Genomic DNA, 20,708 nt, shown 5'->3' with positions numbered 1-20,708 from the left:
TTTTTTATACTTCTTTATTTTCTTTTTCTTCTTGATTTACTGTTGTATATAAAATGGGCTTTGCTGGAACTATCGTAGATATTGCATGCTTATAAACCATCATTTGTTTTCCTTCTGATTCTAAAATAACTGTAAAGCTATCAAAACCTTTAACATTACCCTTTAACTGAACCCCTGATACTAAGAAAATTGTAACGGGTATTTTATTTTTCCTAGCCCCATTTAAAAACACATCTTGTAAATTATTAGCGTTTTTAACCATACCATCATCCTCCAAAGTTATTATGATAATAATTTGCCCCCATTTATTTTAGGCAAAAAATTGCTTAATTTTGGTTATTACTTTTAGTTTATTCTATAGATTATTATTTGTCAATTAAGATTCTAAATTATCATAAATTTTTCCTTTATGTAATTTATCATAACATTTAAAACTTCATCAATGCTGCTAAATTCATCTAAGTTTATCCAGAATATCCTATCCTCCCTTCTAAACCAAGTTAATTGTCTTTTAGCATACCTTCTTGTATTTTGTTTTATTATATCCTTTACTTCTTCTAATGTCAAATAACCATCGAGATAATCAAAAACTTCCTTATAGCCAATTCCCTGCATAGAAGTCATATCCTTAGTATAACCCATTTCCTTTAATTTTTTAACTTCATCTATTAATCCTTTCTCAAACATTTCATCTACCCTTTGATTTATTCTCTCATAAAGTTTTGTTCTATCCATAGTAAGTCCAAAATATGCAAGATTAAAATCTATTTCTCTTTTTTTTGATTCCCTTTGAAATTCCGATATAGGTCTGCCTGTATTTTTATATACCTCTAATGCCCTTATTATCCTTTTTAAATCGTTAGGATGTAACCTATTATATGATTCTGGATCAACTTCCTTTAGCATTTCATGGATAAAGTGACTACCCTTTTCCTCAGCCAAATTTTGAAGATAAAATCTATATTCTTCATCCTTTGCCGTTTCTGTAAAATCCAAAGGATAAGTTAAGGAATTTATATATAATCCTGTTCCACCAACTATTATTGGGACTTTGCCCCTTTTTATAATATTATCTATACAGTCTACTGCCATTTGACGGTAAAGGGCAACACTAAATTCTTCTTTAGGATCTACAACATCTATCATGTGATGGGGAACTCCCTGCATTTCTTCTCTTGTAGGTTTTGCAGAACCAATATCCATATATTTATAAATTTGCATTGAATCGGCAGATACTATTTCACCATCTATTTTTTTTGCAAGTTCTATTCCTATCTTTGTCTTGCCTGATGCTGTCGGACCTGCTATTATAACTATATTTTTTTTCATATAATCACCTTACAAGATTCTTCTAAATTTTTTTTCAAGATCATCATAACTCATCCTTATTAAAGTTGGTCTTCCATGGGGACAAGAATAAGGATTCTTACAACGTCTTAAATCATCGATCAGTTTATTCATTTCGCTTAAAGTTAATTTATCCCCAGCTTTTATTGCACCTTTGCATGCCATCGTATATATGATTTTATTAATAGAATTTAGAAAACCGCCTGAAGATTGCACAATTTCGTTCAAAATCTCATTAAATACATCAATATAATTAGGATTTCCATAAATAACTGGAACAGATCTTAATGATATAGAATTACCTCCGAAATCTTCAATGACAAAACCTATTTTAGCAAAATTTTCGATATTTTCAAGAAGGAATTCTTTATCAGAAGTCTTCAAATCAATAATTTTAGGAGTTAACAATGTTTGGCTATGGATAGCTGTTCTTTGATATTCATCTAAATACTTCTCATATAAGATCCTTTCATGGGCTGCATGCTGGTCTATTATATAAAACTCATTTTCTGCCTCTGCAATAATATATGTCAAATGTATTTGACCGATTGGAACTAATTTAGGAAATAAAGTAGAAGTCTTATTATCTATTATTTCCTCATCTTCAAAATTTTTAACCTCTTCTATAGATTTTTCTTTATTTATATTTTCATTTATATATTCTTGCTTATCTTCTTTTACATTAGGTTTATAACTATTGAAAACATCTGAATCACTTTTTTCTAGACTTTGTTTATCTTGCTTATTGAAGCTAAATGTTATTTCTTCTGATTTTATTTCTGGTGAAAAATTTTTTTCAATATTTAGATCTATAATAACCTTAGGGACGGATGCTGTAGTTGCAAAGGCATTTTGAAGGGCCTTGTAAACCAATCTATAAATCTCCTGATCATTTTGAAACTTAACTTCGGCTTTAGTTGGATGAACGTTTACATCTATTAATTGGGGATTCATTATTATTTTGACAACATAAAATGGAAACTTATCCGAAGTTGAATAGGATCTATATACATTTTCAATTGCAGCATTTATTGTTTTGTTTTTTATTAATCTTCCGTTTATAAAAAGCGTTTGATAGTTTCTATTATTCTTCCCTAAGGCATTATTCCCTATATACCCTTCGATTTTTATATCATTTTCTTCATAATCGATCTTTAATAGATTATCCTTGACTTGTCTTCCGTATAAAGAAAGTATAGCATTTAATAAATTTCCATCACCCTTTGTTGCGAAAACTATCTTACCATTATTTTTATATTTAAATGATATATTTTCCTTAGATAATGCAAGACTTTGAACTATCTCAGAAACAATCATGGCTTCCCTTGAAGGAGTTTTTAAAAATTTTAGCCTTGCAGGTGTATTATAGAACAAATCTTTTACAATAATGGTAGTTCCGTCGGGTGCACCGCATTCAATTTTATCTATAATTTCTCCACCTTCAATATAAATTTTAGTTCCAGTCAGATCATCTTTTGTTTTGGTTATCATCTCTACCTTTGAAACAGCACATATACTTGCAAGAGCTTCTCCTCTAAAGCCTAATGTTCTTATATTATAAAGATCATCCTCATTTTTGATTTTTGATGTAGTATGTCTTAAAAATGCAATCTCAACATCGTCTTTTTCTATACCATGCCCGTTATCTGTTATTTTTATTAAGCTTATTCCGCCATTTTCTATTTCAACCTCTATAATACTTGCTCCTGCATCTATTGAGTTTTCAATCAATTCTTTAACAACGGACGCCGGCCTTTCGACTACTTCCCCTGCAGCAATTTTTGTTATTAAATCATCATCTAATATTCTTATTTTTGACATTTTATCACCCTAATTTCTTTGCTTTATTTGTTAATGAATATAATCTATTAAGAGCTTCAATAGGAGTTATATTTAGAATATCGATATTTTTAAGCTCCTCTATTATTTCATTTTCTTGGTAATTAAATAGGTTGATTTCAAAGGAAGAAGTTGTAGCAACTTCTTTTATTACTTCATCCTTTTTAATTTTGTTTATATCATTTTCTTCTAATTTGGCGAGTATTTCCTTAGCCTTTTTAATAACCTCATCTGGGAGGCCAGCTAATTTTGCCACCTGTATTCCATAGCTTTGATCTGCACCACCTCTTACAATTTTTCTAAGGAAAATAATATCATCTCCATGTTCCTTTACGGAAATGCAATAATTTTTAACACCCTTTATTTTGCCTTCAAGTTCTGTTAATTCATGATAATGGGTTGCAAATAATGTCTTTGCACCGATACTTTTATTTATATATTCAATTACCGACCAGGCAATACTTAATCCATCATAGGTGCTTGTTCCTCTTCCTACTTCATCTAATATAATTAAGCTATTTTTAGTTGCATTCTTTAAAATATTCGATACTTCCGTCATTTCAACCATAAATGTGCTTTGACCTAAGGATAGATCATCTGAAGCACCTATCCTTGTGAAAATCCTATCTACTATTGATATTTTAGCCTTCTTTGCAGGAACAAAACATCCAACTTGGGAAAGTAAAGTAATTAAAGCAACTTGCCTTAAGTATGTTGATTTACCTGCCATATTAGGTCCCGTAATTATGATTATCATATTTTCTTTATTATCAAGAATGGTATCGTTTGGAACAAAGGGGCTTGATATAACCTTTTCAACCACTGGATGTCTTCCATCTATTATTTCTATAATTCCGTCGTTTGTTATTTCGGGTTTAACATAATTGTTCTCAAAGGAAACCCTAGCAAAGGATAGCAATACATCTATTATAGCTAAATATTGTGCTATCTTTTTTATCCTTTCAACCTGTGAGTAGACTTTATTTCTAACATCTACAAAAAGTTCATATTCAAGTTCGACTATTTTTGATTCAGCTCCTAAGATATTTTCTTCTATCTCTTTAAGCTCAGGGGTAATGAATCTTTCGGCATTAGCTAATGTTTGTTTGCGTATATATCTATCCTTAGGGATTAAACTCAAATTAGCCTTTGTAATTTCAATATAATATCCAAATACTTTGTTATAGCCAACCTTTAATGATTTGATACCTGTTTCTTCCTTTTCCCTTTGTTCAAGTTCTGCAATCCAGTTTTTCCCGTTTAGCATTGCATCCCTTAGTTTATCTACCTCTTGGTTATAGCCGGATTTTATAATTCCACCTTCCTTTACAGAAACTGGAGGATTTTCAATGATTGCAGCATTTATAAGATTATATATATCATCTAGTGTATCAAAATCATTTTCTATTTCTCTTATAAGATCGCTTCTGCACTCCTTTAAGGCTGCTTTAATATCAGGAAGCATTGATATTGACTGCTTTAGGGCGTTTAAATCCCTTGCATTAGCACTTTCACAGCTTATTTTACTTAATATCCTTTCAATATCATAAATATTTCTTAAAAATTCTCTAAGGTCTGATGATATATAAATATTATCTATAAACTCTTCAACTGCTTCTAGTCTTTTATTTATTTCTTTTATATTCATAAGGGGTTCCTCAATCCATTTTCTTAAAAGTCTTCCACCCATCGCAGTAAGTGTTTTATCTAAAACATCAATTAACGTTCCCTTTTTGCTTCTGGTCCTTAATGTTTCCGTAAGCTCTAAATTTTTTCTTGTAAAGGAGTCTAAAATCATAAAATCGCTTATATTATATTTTTTTATGCTTGTTATATGGCCTAAGCTGCTTTTTTGAGTATCCGTTAAATATTTCAATAAAGTTGCCGCTGATATTATTTCTTCCCCGTTGAAATTATCAGTTTTGAACTTATCTAAAATATCTAAATTATCATATTTTTCAATTTGGCTTATTAAACAATTATATCTTCCTTTTATTATTTCTAATTGTTCATTTATTGTAGAATTAGGCTTTTCTTCAATAATCAATAGTTCCGAAGGTGCGTATTTAGACAATTCATCTATTAATTTATTTTTTTCATTATCAAAAGAAGTTACAAAAAAATCTCCAGTAGAAACGTCACAAATAGCAAGGCCTAATTTTGATGTTGAGTTATAAATGCAAATTATGTAATTGTTAGCCTTTTCATTGAGCATGCTACCTTCTATTATAGTTCCAGGTGTTATTATTCTTGTTATTTCTCTTTTTACTATTCCCTTTGCAAGTTTAGGATCTTCTACCTGTTCGCAGATAGCAACCTTATATCCCTTTTCAATAAGTTTTGCTATATAGGATTCTGCTGAATGATATGGAACCCCACACATTGGTGCTCTTTTATCAAGGCCACAGTCTCTACCGGTTAAAGCAATTTCCAGTTCCCTTGATGCAATTTCTGCATCCTCAAAAAACATTTCATAAAAATCCCCTAATCTAAAAAAAAGTATGCAATCCTTATGCTGTTCTTTTATTTCAAGATATTGTTGCATCATAGGCGTTAATCCCAATTCTGATTCCTCCCTAAATTAAGTGTATTATTATTATATAATAAAAACAATGCCGCTGAAAGATAAACTTGCAGCGGCTTTCCTTATTACCTTATAACTTCTACTAATTCTCCTAACAAAATATACATTTGTGCTTGAGTAATCTTAACATTAACAAGCTTACCCTTTAATGATGCATCTCCACCTGTAAAGTGAACTAGTTTACCAGTTCTCGTTCTACCTGTTAATCTATTTTCGTCGGTTTTACTTGGACCTTCAACTAATACTTCAACGATCCTATCTTGATACCTCTTACTTCTTTTTTCACCCACCTGATTTACTATTTCAACCAGTCTGTTAAACCTTTCGTGCTTTACATCTTCAGGAACTTGATCCTCATACTTTTCAGCTGGAGTTCCCGGCCTTTTTGAGTATATGAAGGTAAATGCTGAATCATATTCTACTTTTTTAACAACATCCAATGTCTCTTCAAAATCCTCCTCAGTCTCACCTGGAAACCCTACTATGATGTCTGTAGTTATAGCAACATCCTCTATTTTGCTTTTAATTTTTTCAACTAATTCTAAATATTGTTCCTTAGTATATTTTCTATTCATCTTCTGCAAAATCCTTGTACTGCCAGATTGAACAGGAAGATGAATATGCTCACAAACCTTTTCGCATTCCTTTATTGCATCTATGACATCATCAGTAAGATCCTTTGGATGGGATGTTGTAAATCTTATCCTTTCAATACCTTCAACTTCATTTACCATCCTTAATAGCTTTGCAAAACTCATATTATCAAGATCTTTACCGTAAGAATTTACATTTTGTCCAAGTAAAGTAACTTCTTTGTAGCCATCCTTAGCTAATTGTTTTATTTCATTAATAATAGCTTCTGGTTTTCTGCTTCTTTCTCTACCCCTTGTGTATGGAACTATGCAGTATGAACAGAAATTATTGCAGCCATGCATAATTGTAACAAAAGCCTTTATATCACTCTCACGATGAATTGGAAGCCCCTCTACTATTTCGCCTTCCTTTTCCCAAACCTCTAATATTGTTGTATCACTCTGCATCGCATTATTCAAGAGCTCTGGGAATCTATGAATATTAAATGTTCCAAATATTATATCTACATAAGGGAATTTCTTTTTTACAAGTTCACCTACTCCCTTTTGTTGCATCATACATCCGCCAATAGCTATAATAAGTTCTGGTTTTTTAGCCTTTAGAGCTTTGAGCTGCCCTAAATTTCCATAGGTTTTTGTCTCAGGATTTTCCCTAACTGCACAGGTATTCATTACAATAACATCAGCCTTTTCTTTATCATCTGTTTTTACATATCCCATTTTTTCAAGCATACCTGCAATTTTCTCAGAATCCTCTTCGTTCATCTGACATCCCATTGTTATAATGTGATAATACCTTTGTCTATTTAAACTCATATTTATTCCTCCCTGTGTAAGTTACGAATGTAATTATACTATTTCATCGATTGTTAATCAATACTTATTTTTGTTTACATAAAATTATTTATGTTTATTATTTTTTTCAAACCTTTCCTTTGACTCACGAACATATAAATTAAGTTTTTTAAGTCCGGATTTCCAGAGGAAAAGGATAAAGGCTATGAATAAAATAAAATATCCGTAAACTCTTGAAAAGAGTATATAATCATAAATTCCATGTAAAATAATCGGGATAACAAGTGACATTATTAAATATGTGCTACCTTTATCATTGGCAAATTTAGCTATAGAAAGGTAATAACCCATGCTTATTGCAAACAGCATGTGCCCTGGGACGGAGAATATCCCTCTAAAAATGCCTGTATATATAAAGTTCCTTTGATTTAGAACATATAAAAGATTTTCAGCTGTAGCAAATCCCAGGGAGGTAAATACGGAATAAATAATGCCATCTAACTTTTCATTATATTCATATATTTTAAATGCAATGTTATAAGTAACTAAAAATTTAAATAGCTCTTCTGTTAATCCTGCCACAACAAAGGCTACATAAAGAGGACTTTGATTAAAGCTCAATAAAAACTTTTCAACATAATAAACTGGAATAGTTGAAAAAAAGCCGAAGATAAAAAGCTTAAAAAGTATTTGAGCAGGTTCCCTATCATATCTATCCTTTTGATAAATAAAAATCAAGAGTGCAATCGTTGGTGCAAGAGCTATTGCAATCATGTTTAGCATACAATCACCTCAATTATAGAAAATTTCAATATAGATTCAGAATATTGCAATTTTTGTTGTTGCCTCGCAATAAATTTGCTATAATAATTAATGTCAGAAAATTTTAATATATCATTATTTTCTCCACAATTTATAATAATATTATGGGGGTATCTTTTATGGAATTTAGGTTATCAGAAAGAATGAATCATTTGAAAGCTTCTGAAATACGCGAGCTTTTAAAGCTAACTGAGGAACCTGATATTATATCCTTTGCTGGTGGTCTTCCTGCACCTGAACTTTTCCCAATAGAAGAAATGAAAGTCATATCTCATAAGGTTTTGAATGATGAAGGAAAAGCTGCACTTCAATACGGTCCTACCGAAGGTTATACTCCACTTAGAAAAATTATAGCTGAGCAAAGAATGAAGGCTGTTGGAGTTAATGCTACTTATGAAAATATACTAATTACTAACGGTTCACAACAAGGGTTAGATTTTACTGGTAGAGTTTTTCTTGATAAGGATGACATAGTAATCTGCGAAAGCCCAAGCTATTTAGGGGCTATTAATGCCTTTAAAGCATATATGCCTAAATTCGTTGAAATTCCTATGGATGATAACGGAATGATTATAGAAGAACTTGAAAAGGCATTAGAAAAGCATCCAAATGCAAAATTTATCTATACTATACCCGATTTTCAAAATCCTACTGGAAAAACCCTAAGTTTTGAAAGAAGAGTAAAAATGTTAGAACTTGCTGAAAAATATAATATTCCTATAATTGAGGACAATCCTTATGGTGAACTAAGATTTGAGGGCGACATGATTCCTTCCATTAAAAGTTTAGATAAAAAGGGACTTGTTATTTATCTTGGAACATTTTCTAAAACCTTCTGCCCAGGATTAAGACTCGGTTGGATATGTGCAGATAAAGATATTTTAAATAAGTATATTATTGTTAAGCAGGGTGCAGATTTGCAGTCAAGCTCAATATCACAAAGAGAAGCTGCAGCCTTTATGCAGGTTTATAATTTGGATGAGCATATTAATAAGATAAAAGAAGTATATAGAAGAAGAAGAGATTTAATGATTGATATGATCAAAAAAGAATTCCCAGAAAATATTAAGTATACCTATCCTAATGGTGGATTATTTACATGGGTTACTCTACCAGAAGGTATAGATGCTGCTGAACTACTAAAAATCGCATTGAGGGATAAGGTAGCCTTCGTGCCTGGTGGTTCCTTCTTCCCAAATGGTGGACATCCAAATCATTTTAGATTGAATTTCTCAAATATGCCAGAAGATAAAATAATTGAAGGAATAAAAAGATTGGGAAAGGTTTTGAAAGAAAATATATAATGGTTAAGGGCTGCAAAAGCAGCCCTTAAATCAATATCGTTGCAGCATTTATTATCTCCTCAAATCCCATATTGTAGTATAAATTAACTGCTCTTGTGTTATCATTTTCAACTTTTAAAAAAAGTTCCTTTATTCCATACTCCTTTGCCTTAGTTAATATTTCATTTAAAAAGAATTTTCCGTTTCCTTGCCCTCTATATTCTGGAATCACCCCAAAATTAATAAGATAATATCCTTCAGAACTTTTTATTATTTGTCCATATCCAATATCTTCTTCGTTGTATGTTAAGAAAAAACATAAATCTGAAATAAATTCTTTTTTCTTTCTTCGCTTTTTACTTCCTCTAAAGATAATGCCTTTCTTTTTACATTTTCTCCAAATATACTATTTTGCAGAATAACTCTTTTATCTTCCTCTTTGTTGATGATCATGGTTCTTATCCTCAGATTATTCAAATTTGTTAATCGATTAATCGATTTAAATTTTGAAAGATCAATAATCATCAATTTATAGTCCTTTAGCAATTTAATATTGCACTCATGAATAAGTTTTTTTAATATTTCAATATTTCTATAATAAAATTCAATCCTATAACCACCTAAAAAATTATCTTGTAACTCTTTAATTATTTCATTAAAAGAAACGTTTGTTTCAAACGGAATAAAAAGTATTTCTCTTTTAAAATCATATTTTACAATTAAACCTATTATTTTGTTACTATCAACTATTTTAAAGCATCTTTTAGCCATCATATCTAATAATATGTTTCCATCATAATTGCTAAATATATCAAAGTCATAATCTATTGTTTTTAACAACAAAGCTTTTACTTTTGAATAATCTCTCCATCCTGCCTTTATAATTTTGACCATACCTGCTCCTTTCATCTTTTCTTACTAAAAAGTCTAGAAAAAAATCCCTTTTTTCTTTCCCTTTCATATCTTAATTTTTCTTTTAATTCCATTATTTCATAGGATTTTTGTTTTAGTTCCATTTTAAGCTTCATATTTTCGGTTAAAAGTAAATCCCTCTCTTTAGAATTTATATTTTGATTCAACTGATTTAACAATTCGTTTATTTCTCTAAATTTTTCTTCAAAAACAAGTAAAACATCATTAGAAGACTTGTTGATACCATTTATTACTTCCATTTTTCCAACACTTGTTACAGCGATTTCTTCATTAGCAGAAACATCTATGCTGCCTATTAGCTTTTTTATCTGTTGATTGCTGTATCCTTCCTCTTGATATTTTTTAATAAGCAAAAGTAAGTTTAGATCTCTTTCTTTAAATATTCTCCTTCCATTGACATCCCTTTCTATTTTTAAATCGAATTCCTTTTCATAGTACCTTACGGCAGATGGCCTATAACCAGTTTTTTCACATATTTCTTTAAAGGTATATGACCTTTCCATAAAATCACCCCATTTTAATATTTCTTCGATAAAGCAAATAATCCTTTATATAAATGGGGTTTTTTAGTCCAAAAATTTCACCAACAATCTACAAAATATATTCTTCAAGGTATTCTGGGATAACGCAAGATGTCGAACTTACTGTTTCCAGTATAGCCTTTAAATTCATAGCTGTTTCTATTTCACCATGGGTTATAAATACTTTTTTGTTGACTCCTTTATTAATTCCTTTATACCATTTTAAGAGACCTTGTAAATCGGCATGTCCAGAAAGACCAGGCATATTAATTATCTTTGCATTAACTGCAATTTCTTCACCAAATATTTTTACCTTTTTTGCCCCGTCTAAGATTCTTCGTCCTAATGTTCCTTCTGCCTGATAACCAACAAAAACAATCGCTGACTCCTTTTTCCACAGATTATATTTTAAATGATGTTTAATCCTCCCTGCCTCACACATTCCACTTGAGGAAATGATTACAACTCCGCTTTTATTGTTAAGCTCCATTGATTCTTCTTTTGTTTTTACAAAAGTTAAATTTTTAAATTCTAAAACATCATTATCAAAAGATAACATATTTAATGCCTCTTCATCATAACATTCCTTATGTTTTTTAAAAATCTCAGTTGCTTCTTCTGCTAAGGGACTATCAAGATATATTTGGATATTAATAAAATCTTTTCGCTTTTCAATATCAATATATTTATTTAAAAGATATAATATCTCCTGGGTTCTTCCTACTGCAAAGGATGGAATTATTACATTACCATTATTTTTTATAGTATTTAATATGATTGCATATAAGCTTTGAACCTCACTTGGAATAGAATGGAATCTATTTCCATAGGTAGACTCAATGATTAAGTAATCCGCATAATCTATATACTCATAATCTTTAATAATAGGTATATTTATGTTCCCTAAATCCCCAGAAAATACAATTTTCTTTGTAACACCATCATCTTTTATAAATAATTCTACAATTGATGAACCTAATAGATGCCCCGCATCCTTTAAATTTATATATATATCATTATCAATTCTTTGCACGTGGTTGTATGGAACTGCAACTAAATAGTCTTTTACTTTGTCTCCATCTTCTGCGGTATACAAAGGTTCTATTAATGGCAATCCCTTTCTTTGGCGTTTTTTGTTCTCATTTATGGCATCCATTTCTTGAATATGCCCACTATCAACTAACATTATTTTTGCAAGATCTTGAGTTGCAGAGGTGCAAAAAATCGATCCTTTAAAGCCTTTCTTTACAAGTAGTGGTAATCTTCCTGAATGGTCTATGTGGGCATGGGTTAAAATTACAAAGTCTATTTCCTCTGGATTAAATGGAAAATTGCTTTGATTGGTCTTTGATTCTTTACCTTGAAACAAACCACAGTCTACTAAAAATTTTCTTTCACTTGTTTCAATTAAATAGCAGGAACCTGTAACAGATTTAGCTGCCCCGCAAAATTTTATTTTTATCATAATATCCCCCTTAAAAAATTTATAAAAAAAGTATTGACATATCGTTAATACCATGATATATTATTACATGTCAGGTCGCTCTTATAAAGATTGTAACTGAATATGGCCCCTTGGTCAAGTGGTTAAGACATCGCCCTTTCACGGCGGTAACAGGGGTTCGAATCCCCTAGGGGTCACCATTAGGGCCTTTAGCTCAGCTGGCTAGAGCAACCGGCTCATAACCGGTCGGTCCGGGGTTCGAGTCCCTGAAGGCCCACCAATTTAATACGGCCAGATAGCTCAGTAGGTAGAGCAGGGGACTGAAAATCCCCGTGTCGCTGGTTCGATTCCGGCTCTGGCCACCAAAAAAGCAGCTTTAAAGCTGCTTTTTTACTTTATTAAATAATTTTCAATAAATTTATTAATAAACTCTTCTCTTTTATCCTTTAACCTTATTTCTTTGTTTAGCTTTTTTAAATATTTTTCCTCGCTCCATTCCTTTCTTTTTAAGTATCTTTTCTTCCCCAGCTTCCAGAATCTATGAGGAATAATCAAATGCCCCAAAAATACCTCAAATTCATCCCTTTCGATTTTTCTAACTTCATTATAAGCGAAAATTAAATCCTTTGCTATCTCAAAGTTCCATTCAATATAACTTTTATTCATTATTCTTCTTATAAACTTTGCCAAATCATATATAGGAAGATCATATATAACGCTGTCTAAATCAATAAGAAACATTTTACCATTATTATTGATTAAAAGATTTTGATAATAAAAACTATCATGACAAATCAGTTTTTCCTTTTTTGCCTTTTCACAAAGTTTTTTATAAGATTCCTTGCTAAATATTTGAAGTGCTTTATCGCAAAGCTTTAAATTGAAATCTATTAATTTATAATACTCCTCATCAAAATACGTTTTTAAGATTTTACTTGCAATAATGCTCTTAAATTTTAAAAGGTCCTTTTTTATACTCAAAACTTTCTTTTCCCATTTGTTATAATTGCTTTTTATTTTAATTGAATTTATATTAAAGCCCTTCGATTTATTATGAAAGTCTGCCAAAAAAGCACAAGCCTGTTTTAAAACATTTATATCTTTAAAATCACACTCAGAACCTTCTATCCAACTGGTCAGATAATAATATCTTTTATTATATTTTATAACATCTTTTCCATCCACCGTTTTAATATAATCGGCCACCCCGTCAAAACCATTGTCCTTTAAAAATCTTGTTAAATGATATCCTATAGAGGCCTTTTTATCATTATGTTTAAATTCTTTTAAGCAATAAATAGACCTTTCAGTATTTACTTTAAAGGCACTTCTTACCTTTTCAACTGATGTTGGGGTAATATTATAATGGTTTAATAGTATTGTATTTATTTTTTTTAGATATTCATCTGTTATATATTTGTTAAATTCTGATATTCTTTTTTTCATAAAAAGCACCTTGAAATATTCTTTTATATGATTATATTTTTATTATTTGTTTTTTATACATTTATCAGTTATGATAATATTACTTATGATTATTTAAAAAACTATATGCATTAATACATTGAATAGCTGTCCCTATCCATAGACATTCTTCATCGATATCAAAATAGCTTCCATGGGCAGGATTTACAATGCCCTTCAACTCATTCCTACAGCCTAATTTATAATATAATCCAGGCACTATTTTAGTATAATATGCAAAATCCTCTACCCCCATACCAGGTTTTGAAAGTTCAATAACCCTTATCTTGTCCTGCAGACTAAGTTCCTTTATAAATTTGCTATAAAGTTTATCATCGTTCGAAAAAGAAGGGTAACTCTCTTTTAAGTCTAATGTGACTCTGGCTCTATACATATTGGCAGTCATTTTTACAATTTCTTCTACTCTTTTTAGGACAAAGCTTCTGACATCATCACCTAAAGTTCTTATAATACCCTCTAATTCAACCCTTCTTGCCACTGCATTTGCCGCTGTTCCTCCACTTATTTTTCCAACAGTTATTACAGCTGAATCCGTTGCTGCAATCTCCCTTGAAATTATAGATTGCAAATTATCTATAATTTTTGCTGCAATTAAGATGCTATCAATTCCATCTTGGGGATATGCACCATGGGAACCTTTACCTTCAACAATAATTTTAAAAGGATTCGATGCAGCTGCAACTATTCCCTTTTTTACACCAATAGTCCCAACATCTAGAGTTTCGTCAATATGTAGAGCATATATTGCCTTTACATCCTTTAATGCTCCAAATTCAATCATATCTCTTGCCCCACCGTCAGTTTCTTCTGCCGGTTGGTATATAAGCCTAACCCTTCCCCCTAAGTTATCTTCATATTTTTTCAAAATGATTGCTGCACCTATCTGGATTGCTGTGTGGGCATCGTGACCACAGGCGTGCATAAGGCCTGGTTTTAATGATTTATATGGAACATCTTTTAAGTCCTCAATTTCAAGGGCATCCATATCCGCACGTAATGCAACTATATTTTCGCCTTCCCCTATCTCAGCAATAATTCCACAATTATCGTATCTTTTATATTTAATTCCATAATCTTTTAAATATGACTCAACAAGTCCTGCTGTAAATTTTAAATCTCTATCAATCTCTGGGTTTTTATGTAATTCCCTCCTTATAAAAACAAGTTCCCTTTGAATGCTTTTTGCTTCATTAAAAAAATTAATCATAAAAAACTGCCTCCTCTGAAAAAGAAAGAATATTATCTTCAATTTTTACTTTTATTCCAATTGGAATAGTGATTTTTATCTTTCCATGTCCGGTTTCCAAACCATAATAAACAGGAATTTTAATTTCTCTGAAAAAGTTCATTAAAACTTGATGTAGGGTAAAGCTTTTTTCATCAATGGATTCACAGTTTGTAAATTGTCCAATTATTATTGCTTTTAGTTTATCAAATATACCGGCATATTTCAATGTTTGGAGCATTCTATCGATTTTATAAGGTTCTTCGTTTATATCCTCAATAAACAAAACCTTATCTTTAAAATCAATATTATATTTTGTTCCAATGAGGGAAACTAATACCGAAAGATTACCTCCAATTATAACTCCTTCTGCTTGTCCAGGATTTATACATTTTAAATTTATTTTATACCTTCTTATATTCCCTTGTAAACTTTCTAATAGCATTTTTAAATTAATATCGTTAAAAAGATCACCTGTTGCCACCATCGGTCCGTGAAAGCAAATACATTTTGTTTTATTATAAATAACATTCAAAAGTGCGGTAATATCGCTGTATCCGACGAATATCTTTGGATTATTTCTAACGCCGTTCCAATCGATTTTATCCAGCAATCTTATTGAACCATATCCTCCCCTTAGGCAAAAAATGGCATCGATATCCCTTCTTTTAAAAAAAGTATTAAAATCATCTGCCCTCAAATAGTCATCTCCTGCAAGAAAGCCCTCCCTTGCAAAGCAGCTTTTCCCTAATTCAATTTCAAACCCCAAATTTCTAAGGACTTTAACTCCCTCCATAAATAAATCTTGATTATAGCAAGGACTTGCTGGAGCTATAATTCCAATTTTGTCCCCCTTATTTAACTTTTTAGGCTTCATATATCCTCCCTATTTAATTAATTCTTTATAAATATTTTCCTCAATTTCATAAAGCAAAGGGACATCATTAAAACAGGAAACGCTCTTTATAATTCTATAGGCTGCCTTTAGATTTTTCTCCTTTATATAGATATATGCTAAGTTTAGAAAGCTATTATTATAATTGTTATTTAACTCAATGGACTTTTTTAGGCATTCCTTGGCATTATCAAGTTTGTTAATTTCAATATATGCAGTTCCAAGATTATAATATAGCAAATAGTGTTTTAAACCAAGTTTTTCAGCTTTTAAAAACTTTTCTATGGCCTCTGAATACTTTCCTTCTGCACAATAACATAATCCCAAGTAATAATAATACTTTTTCTTGTTCAAAAAATAAGTTTTCATAGCCAAAACCTTTGCTTCATTCAATTTTTTATCTGAAATTAATTTTACTATTTTCTCATCCATTAATATAAAACCTCCCTATAGGCTTTTTTAGTAATTATTTACCTATAAGGAGGTTTTTATTCAAATTTTATCTTCCCCTCAAATTATTAGCGATTTGCCACATCTCGTCTGCTGATTTTACAGTTCTAGCACTTAATTCAAAGGCCCTTTGTGTAACTAACATGTTAGTAAGCTCCTTAGTTATATCTGCATTTGATGCTTCTAAAAAGCCTTGCCTTAAATGAAATTTTTCCAAAGCTTCAACATTATCAGCTGAATAGACATTTTCACCCTTTGAAACAATAGCATCCTGTCCGATTATTCTATAAAGGTTAATTTTGCCTACTAATTCTTCCTCATCATTATTTATTTTATAGATACTTCCATCGTAGCTAACCCTAATTCTATCGTTATCTGATAAATTGTTATTATAATTTTCTATATCTAAAATTAAACCTGATGAATGAACAAAGTTACCATCTGCATCTATTTTAAAGGCTCCATCCCTTGTATAAAAATTTCTTCCTTCATTATCCACCAATCTAAAATATCCTTCCCCTTCTATAGCTAAATCAGTTTTCCTTCCTGTCTCCTTTAGAATTCCTTGTGAAAAATCCCTGACAATACGTTCACCTTTTGTCCCGCTTCCAACGGAGAGGTTATCTTTATCATCAGAAGTTATTGGAACTCCTAACCTATTTACGCTCTCATTTAGAATATCTAAAAAGGCTACATCCACCCTCTTATATCCATTTGTATCTACATTAGCTATGTTATTCGATATGGCATCTATTCTATTTTGATTTGATATTAACCCCGATTTACCGTTCCATAAAACCCTTAGCATGCTACTCACCTACTTATTTAATACTCCCAATTTCATTAACCGTTTTATTCAGCGTTTCATCTAATGATTGAATAACCTTCTGATTCGATTCATAGCTTCTCATTATGCTAATCATTTCCGTAATGACTTCTATTGCATCTACATTGGATTTTTCAAGATATCCTTGCTTTATATGAGCATTTACTGCTTTTCCTTCTGATGCTGCTATAAACACATTTTCTTTATCCTTTTTAAGGCTTGCTTTATCTTCAAAATCAACAACCAATAATTTTAATTGGTTAACATCTATATTATCCGTGTTAACCCTTATTGGTTTATTATCAGCACCCAGCACATGCAAGCCAGATGAATGCTTTAAGAATCCCCTTTCGTCTATTAAAAATCTACCATCTCGGGTATATCTTTTTTCATTGTTTTCATTTGTTAATACAAAAAATCCATTCCCATCTATCGCAAAATCTAAATTCCTATCCGTTTTTTCTAAAACTCCTTGTCCAAAATCAACAACCGTATCAGCTATCCCAACCCCAAGTTCTAAGCTTCCAATATTTCTTTTAAAATTCTTATTGCCAATTTGTTTATCCTTATTTTGGACAATCATCTCCTCAAAGGATTTTAAAACCACCTTTTGCTTTTTATATCCAGGAGTATTTATATTAGAAACATTGTTACTCAAATTTTCACTTTGAATTTGCCTTGTGATCATGCCTGAGGCAGCAGTATATAATCCCCTTAACATAAGAATCCCTCACTTTTTATCATTTTCAAAGTAAGCCTTTATCTCATCAGGATATCTCATTCCAAGTTCCCTTGCCATGATTTCTATCTTTTCTTTTGAAATATTAGTAGGTCTATAAAAGGTATAAAATATACCTGATATAATTAATCCAATTCCTAGTCCCAAAACAAATCTGCTATCTAATATTATATCATAAATTGCTTTCCAATTTATTTTCTTGCCTTCATTAAACCAAGCCTTAATAGAACCTCACCCTTTCCTAAATTCAATTTAGAACTAATCTCGTCTACTGTTAAACCAGCCAGTGTCATTTCATAAATTTTGTCATTGATATCCTTTCCGTTCATTTCATTTGTTTCTACAGCTTTAGCATCTTCAATGGTTGTCTTTTCCTCTTTAATTTCATCCTTTTTTAGATTTTCTATTTCTTCACCTAAAGAAATTAAAGAAAGCTCAACATTTTCGATTCTATCTAGGATTTCCATCAGGGTTTCTTTAATTTCCTTTAAAGCTAATTTATTTTCCTCATAATATAATTTTTCAGAAATTATATTTTCAAAGTCCATTATTGGATTTCTTTCCATTATTTCCTTAGGTTTTAATTTTTTTATCAAGAAACTTAAATAAATAAATAGTAGACCTAATATAATTAGGATAAAATTCATTACTATTCCTCCAATATATATTTAAGTCTTTTTAAATTTTCCCTTAGGCGGATAATAGCTCTACTATGAAGCTGTGATACCCTGGATTCCGACACTTCCAAAATCTTCCCTATCTCCTTTAATGTAAGTTTTTCAAAATAATATAGATTTAAAATCAATTTATCCTTCTCTGGAAGCATTGAAATAGCTTCCCGCAAAATCTTAAACCTTTCTTCATTCTCTACAATGGTCTCAGGGTGTGGGCTGTTTGCATCCTCAACAAAATCCTTAACCTGCATGTCCTCTTCATCTGATTTAAAAAATATTTCCTCTAAGGATACTAAAGATACATAATTTACATAGGATTCTATAGTTTTAAGTTCCTCTTCAGAAATATTTAATTTATCAGCTAGCTCTTTGTCTGTTGGCTCCCTGTTAAGACTAGATTCTAATTCTTCCCTTGCCTGATTAAGGAGGGAAAGTTTTGAAACTGCACTTTTGGGTATCCAACTTATCTTTCTAAGTTCATCAATGATTGCCCCTTTAATTCTTAAGGTGGCATAGGTTTCAAACTTTATTCCCTTTGTTGGATCAAACTTTTCAATAGCATCGATTAGTCCTATAATCCCATAGCTTACAAGATCCTCAAACTCAACTCCAGGAGGCTTTCCTGCAACAAGGCGAGAAGCTATATATTTTACATAGGGAAGATACCTTAAAATCATTTCCTCTCTTTCATCGAATTGTTTATAACATTTCATTATTTCACCTCTATTTCAAGAGCTTAAGTTGTTCCCTCATTTTATTAAATATAAACTTTATTATACTATCCCTTGTCTTTTCGTCGATGTTTTCATATTTTAAGGCAAGCTTAAAATTTTTATTATCAACATCCTCAGTTCTTACAACCGAAGCCAAAATCATAACTTCATGGGGGATAGTTAATAAAAGCAATACATTATTCCCTGATGGTGCCTTCTCCTTTGTTAAGATTTTTATTCCTCCCCCGCTGATATCTACCGTTAAACCTTTGTGTAATTGTTTGTAATATAGTGCTGGAACATCCTTTAAATCAAAGTATCTCTTATCCTGAGGTAATATAGAATACTTAATTTCCATAGTAATTGGAAGCCTAAAGAATTCTCTTCTTTGAACCTTTTCAATCACTTCTGGTAAACTTAAAACAAGCATCTCGATGTTGTTTTCTCTTTTTTTACCTAAAATTATAGCTCTACATTTAGTAACGTCCTTTTCGTTTGGAACGTAAAATTCAATAACTCTACCATGATGAGCGATAAAATATCTATTACCAGCAACGGGAACATCTATTAGTAAAAAATTCTCGTTAATATCTTGAATTTTGCTGACAAAGGTTATTCCATCCTGGATAACATCAATTTTTTGTCCAATTTTAAGGTTTACATTTAGCCCATTCATGAACCTAACCCCATCCTTCCGAAAAGTTTAAAAAATACATCTTTAATTGTATTGTTTTTATTTTCCTTTTCAATTCCTATAACATCTGAAGCTATCTTCATTATGCACATGCTAGCCTCAGTTTTAGGAAAACTAATTAAATATGGCCTTTGTTCAATAATGGATATAGGAACCTTTTTATCTTCGAATAAAAATCCCCTATAGTTTATCTTTGATTTCAAAAACACATTAACAGTATTGCTTAACTTTTCGAAGGTTTCTCGTGCTTCCTTTATATTTCTTACTTTATTTATAACAACGTTTATATTAGCATCTTGAAATTTATTCTTTATTATTTTTATTAGACTATAGGCATCTGTTAATGCTGTAGGTTCTGGAGTCGTTATTACAATAACTTCATCTGAAATTGCAACAAAGTTTAGTATAGTTTTTGAAACTCCTGCTCCCGTATCAACAATTAAAATATCAATATCATCTAATTTTTCAAATTCTTTAATTAATCTCACTCTTTGTTCTTCATTCAAATCAACTATATCCTTAAGTCCTGAACCACCTGGTATTATTTTAATACCTTCTTGAGTCATCTCAATTATTTCATTGATATTTTTGTTATTAAAAACTAAATCAAATAAACTATATTTTGATTTTACTCCATACATAATGTCCACATTTGCCATTCCTATATCGGCATCAAGTATTGCAACTTTAAGTCCCCTTAATTTCAATGCTAATGCCAAATTTACAACAAAGCTTGACTTGCCAACTCCGCCTTTACCACTTGTTACGGTTATTACTCGGAATTTATTTTTCTTTTGTGCTGTTTTGTCATTAACAAGCCTTCTTAATTTTTCTGCCTGATCCATA

The 20,708-nt window shown here is 30.8% G+C and carries 22 protein-coding genes and 3 tRNA genes; 4 read left to right on the top strand and 21 right to left on the bottom strand.

Translation table 11 applies throughout. The annotated features are described in order from the left end of the window. Positions 1-4: 4 nt before the first annotated feature. From hfq to CAAU_RS02735, 6 genes are all read right to left on the bottom strand, one after another. A complete protein-coding gene (gene hfq / locus CAAU_RS02760) occupies positions 5-262 on the bottom strand; it encodes an RNA chaperone Hfq (RefSeq protein WP_008907916.1) in 258 nt (85 codons plus the stop codon). 122 nt (positions 263-384) lie between these two features. Continuing rightward, positions 385-1,329 carry a tRNA (adenosine(37)-N6)-dimethylallyltransferase MiaA gene (gene miaA, locus CAAU_RS02755; RefSeq protein ID WP_008907915.1) on the bottom strand — a complete coding sequence of 315 codons (945 nt, stop codon included), beginning with the start codon at positions 1,327-1,329 and terminating at the stop codon, positions 385-387. A gap of 9 nt (positions 1,330-1,338) precedes the next feature. Beyond that, positions 1,339-3,168, bottom strand: coding sequence for a DNA mismatch repair endonuclease MutL (gene mutL / locus CAAU_RS02750; protein ID WP_008907914.1), 1,830 nt, complete (start codon positions 3,166-3,168; stop codon positions 1,339-1,341). Between the two features lie 4 nt (positions 3,169-3,172). Next, entirely contained in the window at positions 3,173-5,749 is a 2,577-nt protein-coding gene (mutS, locus tag CAAU_RS02745) for a DNA mismatch repair protein MutS (protein WP_008907913.1), read from the bottom strand. A gap of 86 nt (positions 5,750-5,835) precedes the next feature. After that, positions 5,836-7,179: a tRNA (N6-isopentenyl adenosine(37)-C2)-methylthiotransferase MiaB gene (gene miaB, locus CAAU_RS02740; RefSeq protein ID WP_008907912.1), complete on the bottom strand. Its 1,344-nt coding sequence runs from the start codon at positions 7,177-7,179 to the stop codon at positions 5,836-5,838. 84 nt (positions 7,180-7,263) lie between these two features. Next, positions 7,264-7,941, bottom strand: coding sequence for a PrsW family glutamic-type intramembrane protease (locus CAAU_RS02735; protein ID WP_008907911.1), 678 nt, complete (start codon positions 7,939-7,941; stop codon positions 7,264-7,266). Positions 7,942-8,099: 158 nt separating this feature from the next. Between CAAU_RS02735 and CAAU_RS02730 the strand changes: the two genes are divergently transcribed. After that, positions 8,100-9,284 carry an aminotransferase-like domain-containing protein gene (locus tag CAAU_RS02730; RefSeq protein WP_008907910.1) on the top strand — a complete coding sequence of 395 codons (1,185 nt, stop codon included), beginning with the start codon at positions 8,100-8,102 and terminating at the stop codon, positions 9,282-9,284. Between the two features lie 25 nt (positions 9,285-9,309). On the opposite strand, the gene CAAU_RS14140 is transcribed toward CAAU_RS02730, so the two are convergent. The 4 genes from CAAU_RS14140 to CAAU_RS02710 form a co-directional block, all read right to left on the bottom strand. Beyond that, a complete protein-coding gene (locus CAAU_RS14140) occupies positions 9,310-9,534 on the bottom strand; it encodes a GNAT family N-acetyltransferase (protein ID WP_341350031.1) in 225 nt (74 codons plus the stop codon). Between the two features lie 35 nt (positions 9,535-9,569). After that, positions 9,570-10,157, bottom strand: coding sequence for a hypothetical protein (locus CAAU_RS02720; RefSeq protein WP_008907908.1), 588 nt, complete (start codon positions 10,155-10,157; stop codon positions 9,570-9,572). A gap of 11 nt (positions 10,158-10,168) precedes the next feature. Beyond that, entirely contained in the window at positions 10,169-10,699 is a 531-nt protein-coding gene (locus CAAU_RS02715) for a MerR family transcriptional regulator (protein WP_008907907.1), read from the bottom strand. 88 nt (positions 10,700-10,787) lie between these two features. Continuing rightward, positions 10,788-12,182, bottom strand: a complete 1,395-nt coding sequence (locus CAAU_RS02710; RefSeq protein ID WP_008907906.1) for an MBL fold metallo-hydrolase — start codon at positions 12,180-12,182, stop codon at positions 10,788-10,790. 104 nt (positions 12,183-12,286) lie between these two features. Between CAAU_RS02710 and CAAU_RS02705 the strand changes: the two genes are divergently transcribed. From CAAU_RS02705 to CAAU_RS02695, 3 genes are all read left to right on the top strand, one after another. Beyond that, positions 12,287-12,361: transfer RNA gene (locus tag CAAU_RS02705), tRNA-Glu, on the top strand. A gap of 3 nt (positions 12,362-12,364) precedes the next feature. Beyond that, a tRNA-Ile gene (locus tag CAAU_RS02700) sits at positions 12,365-12,441 on the top strand. A 9-nt stretch (positions 12,442-12,450) separates the two neighbouring features. Beyond that, positions 12,451-12,526 (top strand) — tRNA-Phe (locus tag CAAU_RS02695). A 25-nt stretch (positions 12,527-12,551) separates the two neighbouring features. Here the strand turns inward: CAAU_RS02695 and CAAU_RS02690 are convergent. The 11 genes from CAAU_RS02690 to CAAU_RS02645 all read right to left on the bottom strand — a co-directional run bounded on the left by CAAU_RS02690 (position 12,552) and on the right by CAAU_RS02645 (position 20,707). Continuing rightward, entirely contained in the window at positions 12,552-13,607 is a 1,056-nt protein-coding gene (locus CAAU_RS02690; RefSeq protein ID WP_008907905.1) for a CotS family spore coat protein, read from the bottom strand. 79 nt (positions 13,608-13,686) lie between these two features. Continuing rightward, the gene (locus CAAU_RS02685; protein ID WP_008907904.1) at positions 13,687-14,853 is read right to left on the bottom strand and encodes a M20 metallopeptidase family protein; all 1,167 of its coding nucleotides are present in this window, start codon (positions 14,851-14,853) and stop codon (positions 13,687-13,689) included. After that, complete coding sequence (locus CAAU_RS02680; protein WP_008907903.1) at positions 14,846-15,748, bottom strand: S66 peptidase family protein; 903 nt, start codon at positions 15,746-15,748, stop codon at positions 14,846-14,848. Before CAAU_RS02680 ends, CAAU_RS02685 begins: the two co-directional genes overlap by 8 nt. A gap of 9 nt (positions 15,749-15,757) precedes the next feature. Beyond that, positions 15,758-16,198, bottom strand: a complete 441-nt coding sequence (locus CAAU_RS02675; RefSeq protein WP_008907902.1) for a tetratricopeptide repeat protein — start codon at positions 16,196-16,198, stop codon at positions 15,758-15,760. Between the two features lie 67 nt (positions 16,199-16,265). Continuing rightward, positions 16,266-17,024, bottom strand: coding sequence for a flagellar hook-basal body complex protein (locus CAAU_RS02670; RefSeq protein WP_008907901.1), 759 nt, complete (start codon positions 17,022-17,024; stop codon positions 16,266-16,268). Between the two features lie 13 nt (positions 17,025-17,037). Continuing rightward, entirely contained in the window at positions 17,038-17,763 is a 726-nt protein-coding gene (locus CAAU_RS02665) for a flagellar hook-basal body complex protein (protein WP_008907900.1), read from the bottom strand. Positions 17,764-17,772: 9 nt separating this feature from the next. Further along, positions 17,773-17,928 (bottom strand): hypothetical protein, encoded by a 156-nt coding sequence (locus tag CAAU_RS14490; protein ID WP_008907899.1) that lies wholly within the window; start codon positions 17,926-17,928, stop codon positions 17,773-17,775. A 44-nt stretch (positions 17,929-17,972) separates the two neighbouring features. Continuing rightward, positions 17,973-18,428, bottom strand: coding sequence for a DUF6115 domain-containing protein (locus CAAU_RS02660; protein ID WP_008907898.1), 456 nt, complete (start codon positions 18,426-18,428; stop codon positions 17,973-17,975). 2 nt (positions 18,429-18,430) lie between these two features. Next, complete coding sequence (locus CAAU_RS02655) at positions 18,431-19,168, bottom strand: FliA/WhiG family RNA polymerase sigma factor (RefSeq protein WP_008907897.1); 738 nt, start codon at positions 19,166-19,168, stop codon at positions 18,431-18,433. Between the two features lie 10 nt (positions 19,169-19,178). Beyond that, entirely contained in the window at positions 19,179-19,844 is a 666-nt protein-coding gene (locus CAAU_RS02650; protein ID WP_008907896.1) for a flagellar brake protein, read from the bottom strand. Continuing rightward, positions 19,841-20,707, bottom strand: coding sequence for a MinD/ParA family protein (locus CAAU_RS02645; RefSeq protein WP_008907895.1), 867 nt, complete (start codon positions 20,705-20,707; stop codon positions 19,841-19,843). Before CAAU_RS02645 ends, CAAU_RS02650 begins: the two co-directional genes overlap by 4 nt. Position 20,708: the final 1 nt, after the last annotated feature.

This window comes from Caloramator australicus RC3 (genome assembly GCF_000297115.1).
In the GTDB taxonomy this organism is placed as follows: Bacteria; Bacillota; Clostridia; order Clostridiales; family Caloramatoraceae; genus Caloramator; species Caloramator australicus.
Note: the sequence above shows the minus strand (reverse complement) of the source record. Positions and strands in the feature narration are given on the sequence as shown.

Bases quoted from the DNA above. Each gene is read 5' to 3' on its own strand.
- hfq (WP_008907916.1), bottom strand. From the start codon at position 262: ATGGTTAAAAACGCTAATAATTTACAAGATGTGTTTTTAAATGGGGCT.
- miaA (WP_008907915.1), bottom strand. From the start codon at position 1,329: ATGAAAAAAAATATAGTTATAATAGCAGGTCCGACAGCATCAGGCAAG.
- mutL (WP_008907914.1), bottom strand. From the start codon at position 3,168: ATGTCAAAAATAAGAATATTAGATGATGATTTAATAACAAAAATTGCT.
- miaB (WP_008907912.1), bottom strand. From the start codon at position 7,179: ATGAGTTTAAATAGACAAAGGTATTATCACATTATAACAATGGGATGT.
- CAAU_RS02735 (WP_008907911.1), bottom strand. From the start codon at position 7,941: ATGCTAAACATGATTGCAATAGCTCTTGCACCAACGATTGCACTCTTG.
- CAAU_RS02730 (WP_008907910.1), top strand. From the start codon at position 8,100: ATGGAATTTAGGTTATCAGAAAGAATGAATCATTTGAAAGCTTCTGAA.
- CAAU_RS02720 (WP_008907908.1), bottom strand. From the start codon at position 10,157: ATGGTCAAAATTATAAAGGCAGGATGGAGAGATTATTCAAAAGTAAAA.
- CAAU_RS02715 (WP_008907907.1), bottom strand. From the start codon at position 10,699: ATGGAAAGGTCATATACCTTTAAAGAAATATGTGAAAAAACTGGTTAT.
- CAAU_RS02710 (WP_008907906.1), bottom strand. From the start codon at position 12,182: ATGATAAAAATAAAATTTTGCGGGGCAGCTAAATCTGTTACAGGTTCC.
- CAAU_RS02690 (WP_008907905.1), bottom strand. From the start codon at position 13,607: ATGAAAAAAAGAATATCAGAATTTAACAAATATATAACAGATGAATAT.
- CAAU_RS02685 (WP_008907904.1), bottom strand. From the start codon at position 14,853: ATGATTAATTTTTTTAATGAAGCAAAAAGCATTCAAAGGGAACTTGTT.
- CAAU_RS02680 (WP_008907903.1), bottom strand. From the start codon at position 15,748: ATGAAGCCTAAAAAGTTAAATAAGGGGGACAAAATTGGAATTATAGCT.
- CAAU_RS02675 (WP_008907902.1), bottom strand. From the start codon at position 16,198: ATGGATGAGAAAATAGTAAAATTAATTTCAGATAAAAAATTGAATGAA.
- CAAU_RS02670 (WP_008907901.1), bottom strand. From the start codon at position 17,024: ATGCTAAGGGTTTTATGGAACGGTAAATCGGGGTTAATATCAAATCAA.
- CAAU_RS02665 (WP_008907900.1), bottom strand. From the start codon at position 17,763: ATGTTAAGGGGATTATATACTGCTGCCTCAGGCATGATCACAAGGCAA.
- CAAU_RS02660 (WP_008907898.1), bottom strand. From the start codon at position 18,428: ATGAATTTTATCCTAATTATATTAGGTCTACTATTTATTTATTTAAGT.
- CAAU_RS02655 (WP_008907897.1), bottom strand. From the start codon at position 19,168: ATGAAATGTTATAAACAATTCGATGAAAGAGAGGAAATGATTTTAAGG.
- CAAU_RS02650 (WP_008907896.1), bottom strand. From the start codon at position 19,844: ATGAATGGGCTAAATGTAAACCTTAAAATTGGACAAAAAATTGATGTT.
- CAAU_RS02645 (WP_008907895.1), bottom strand. From the start codon at position 20,707: ATGGATCAGGCAGAAAAATTAAGAAGGCTTGTTAATGACAAAACAGCA.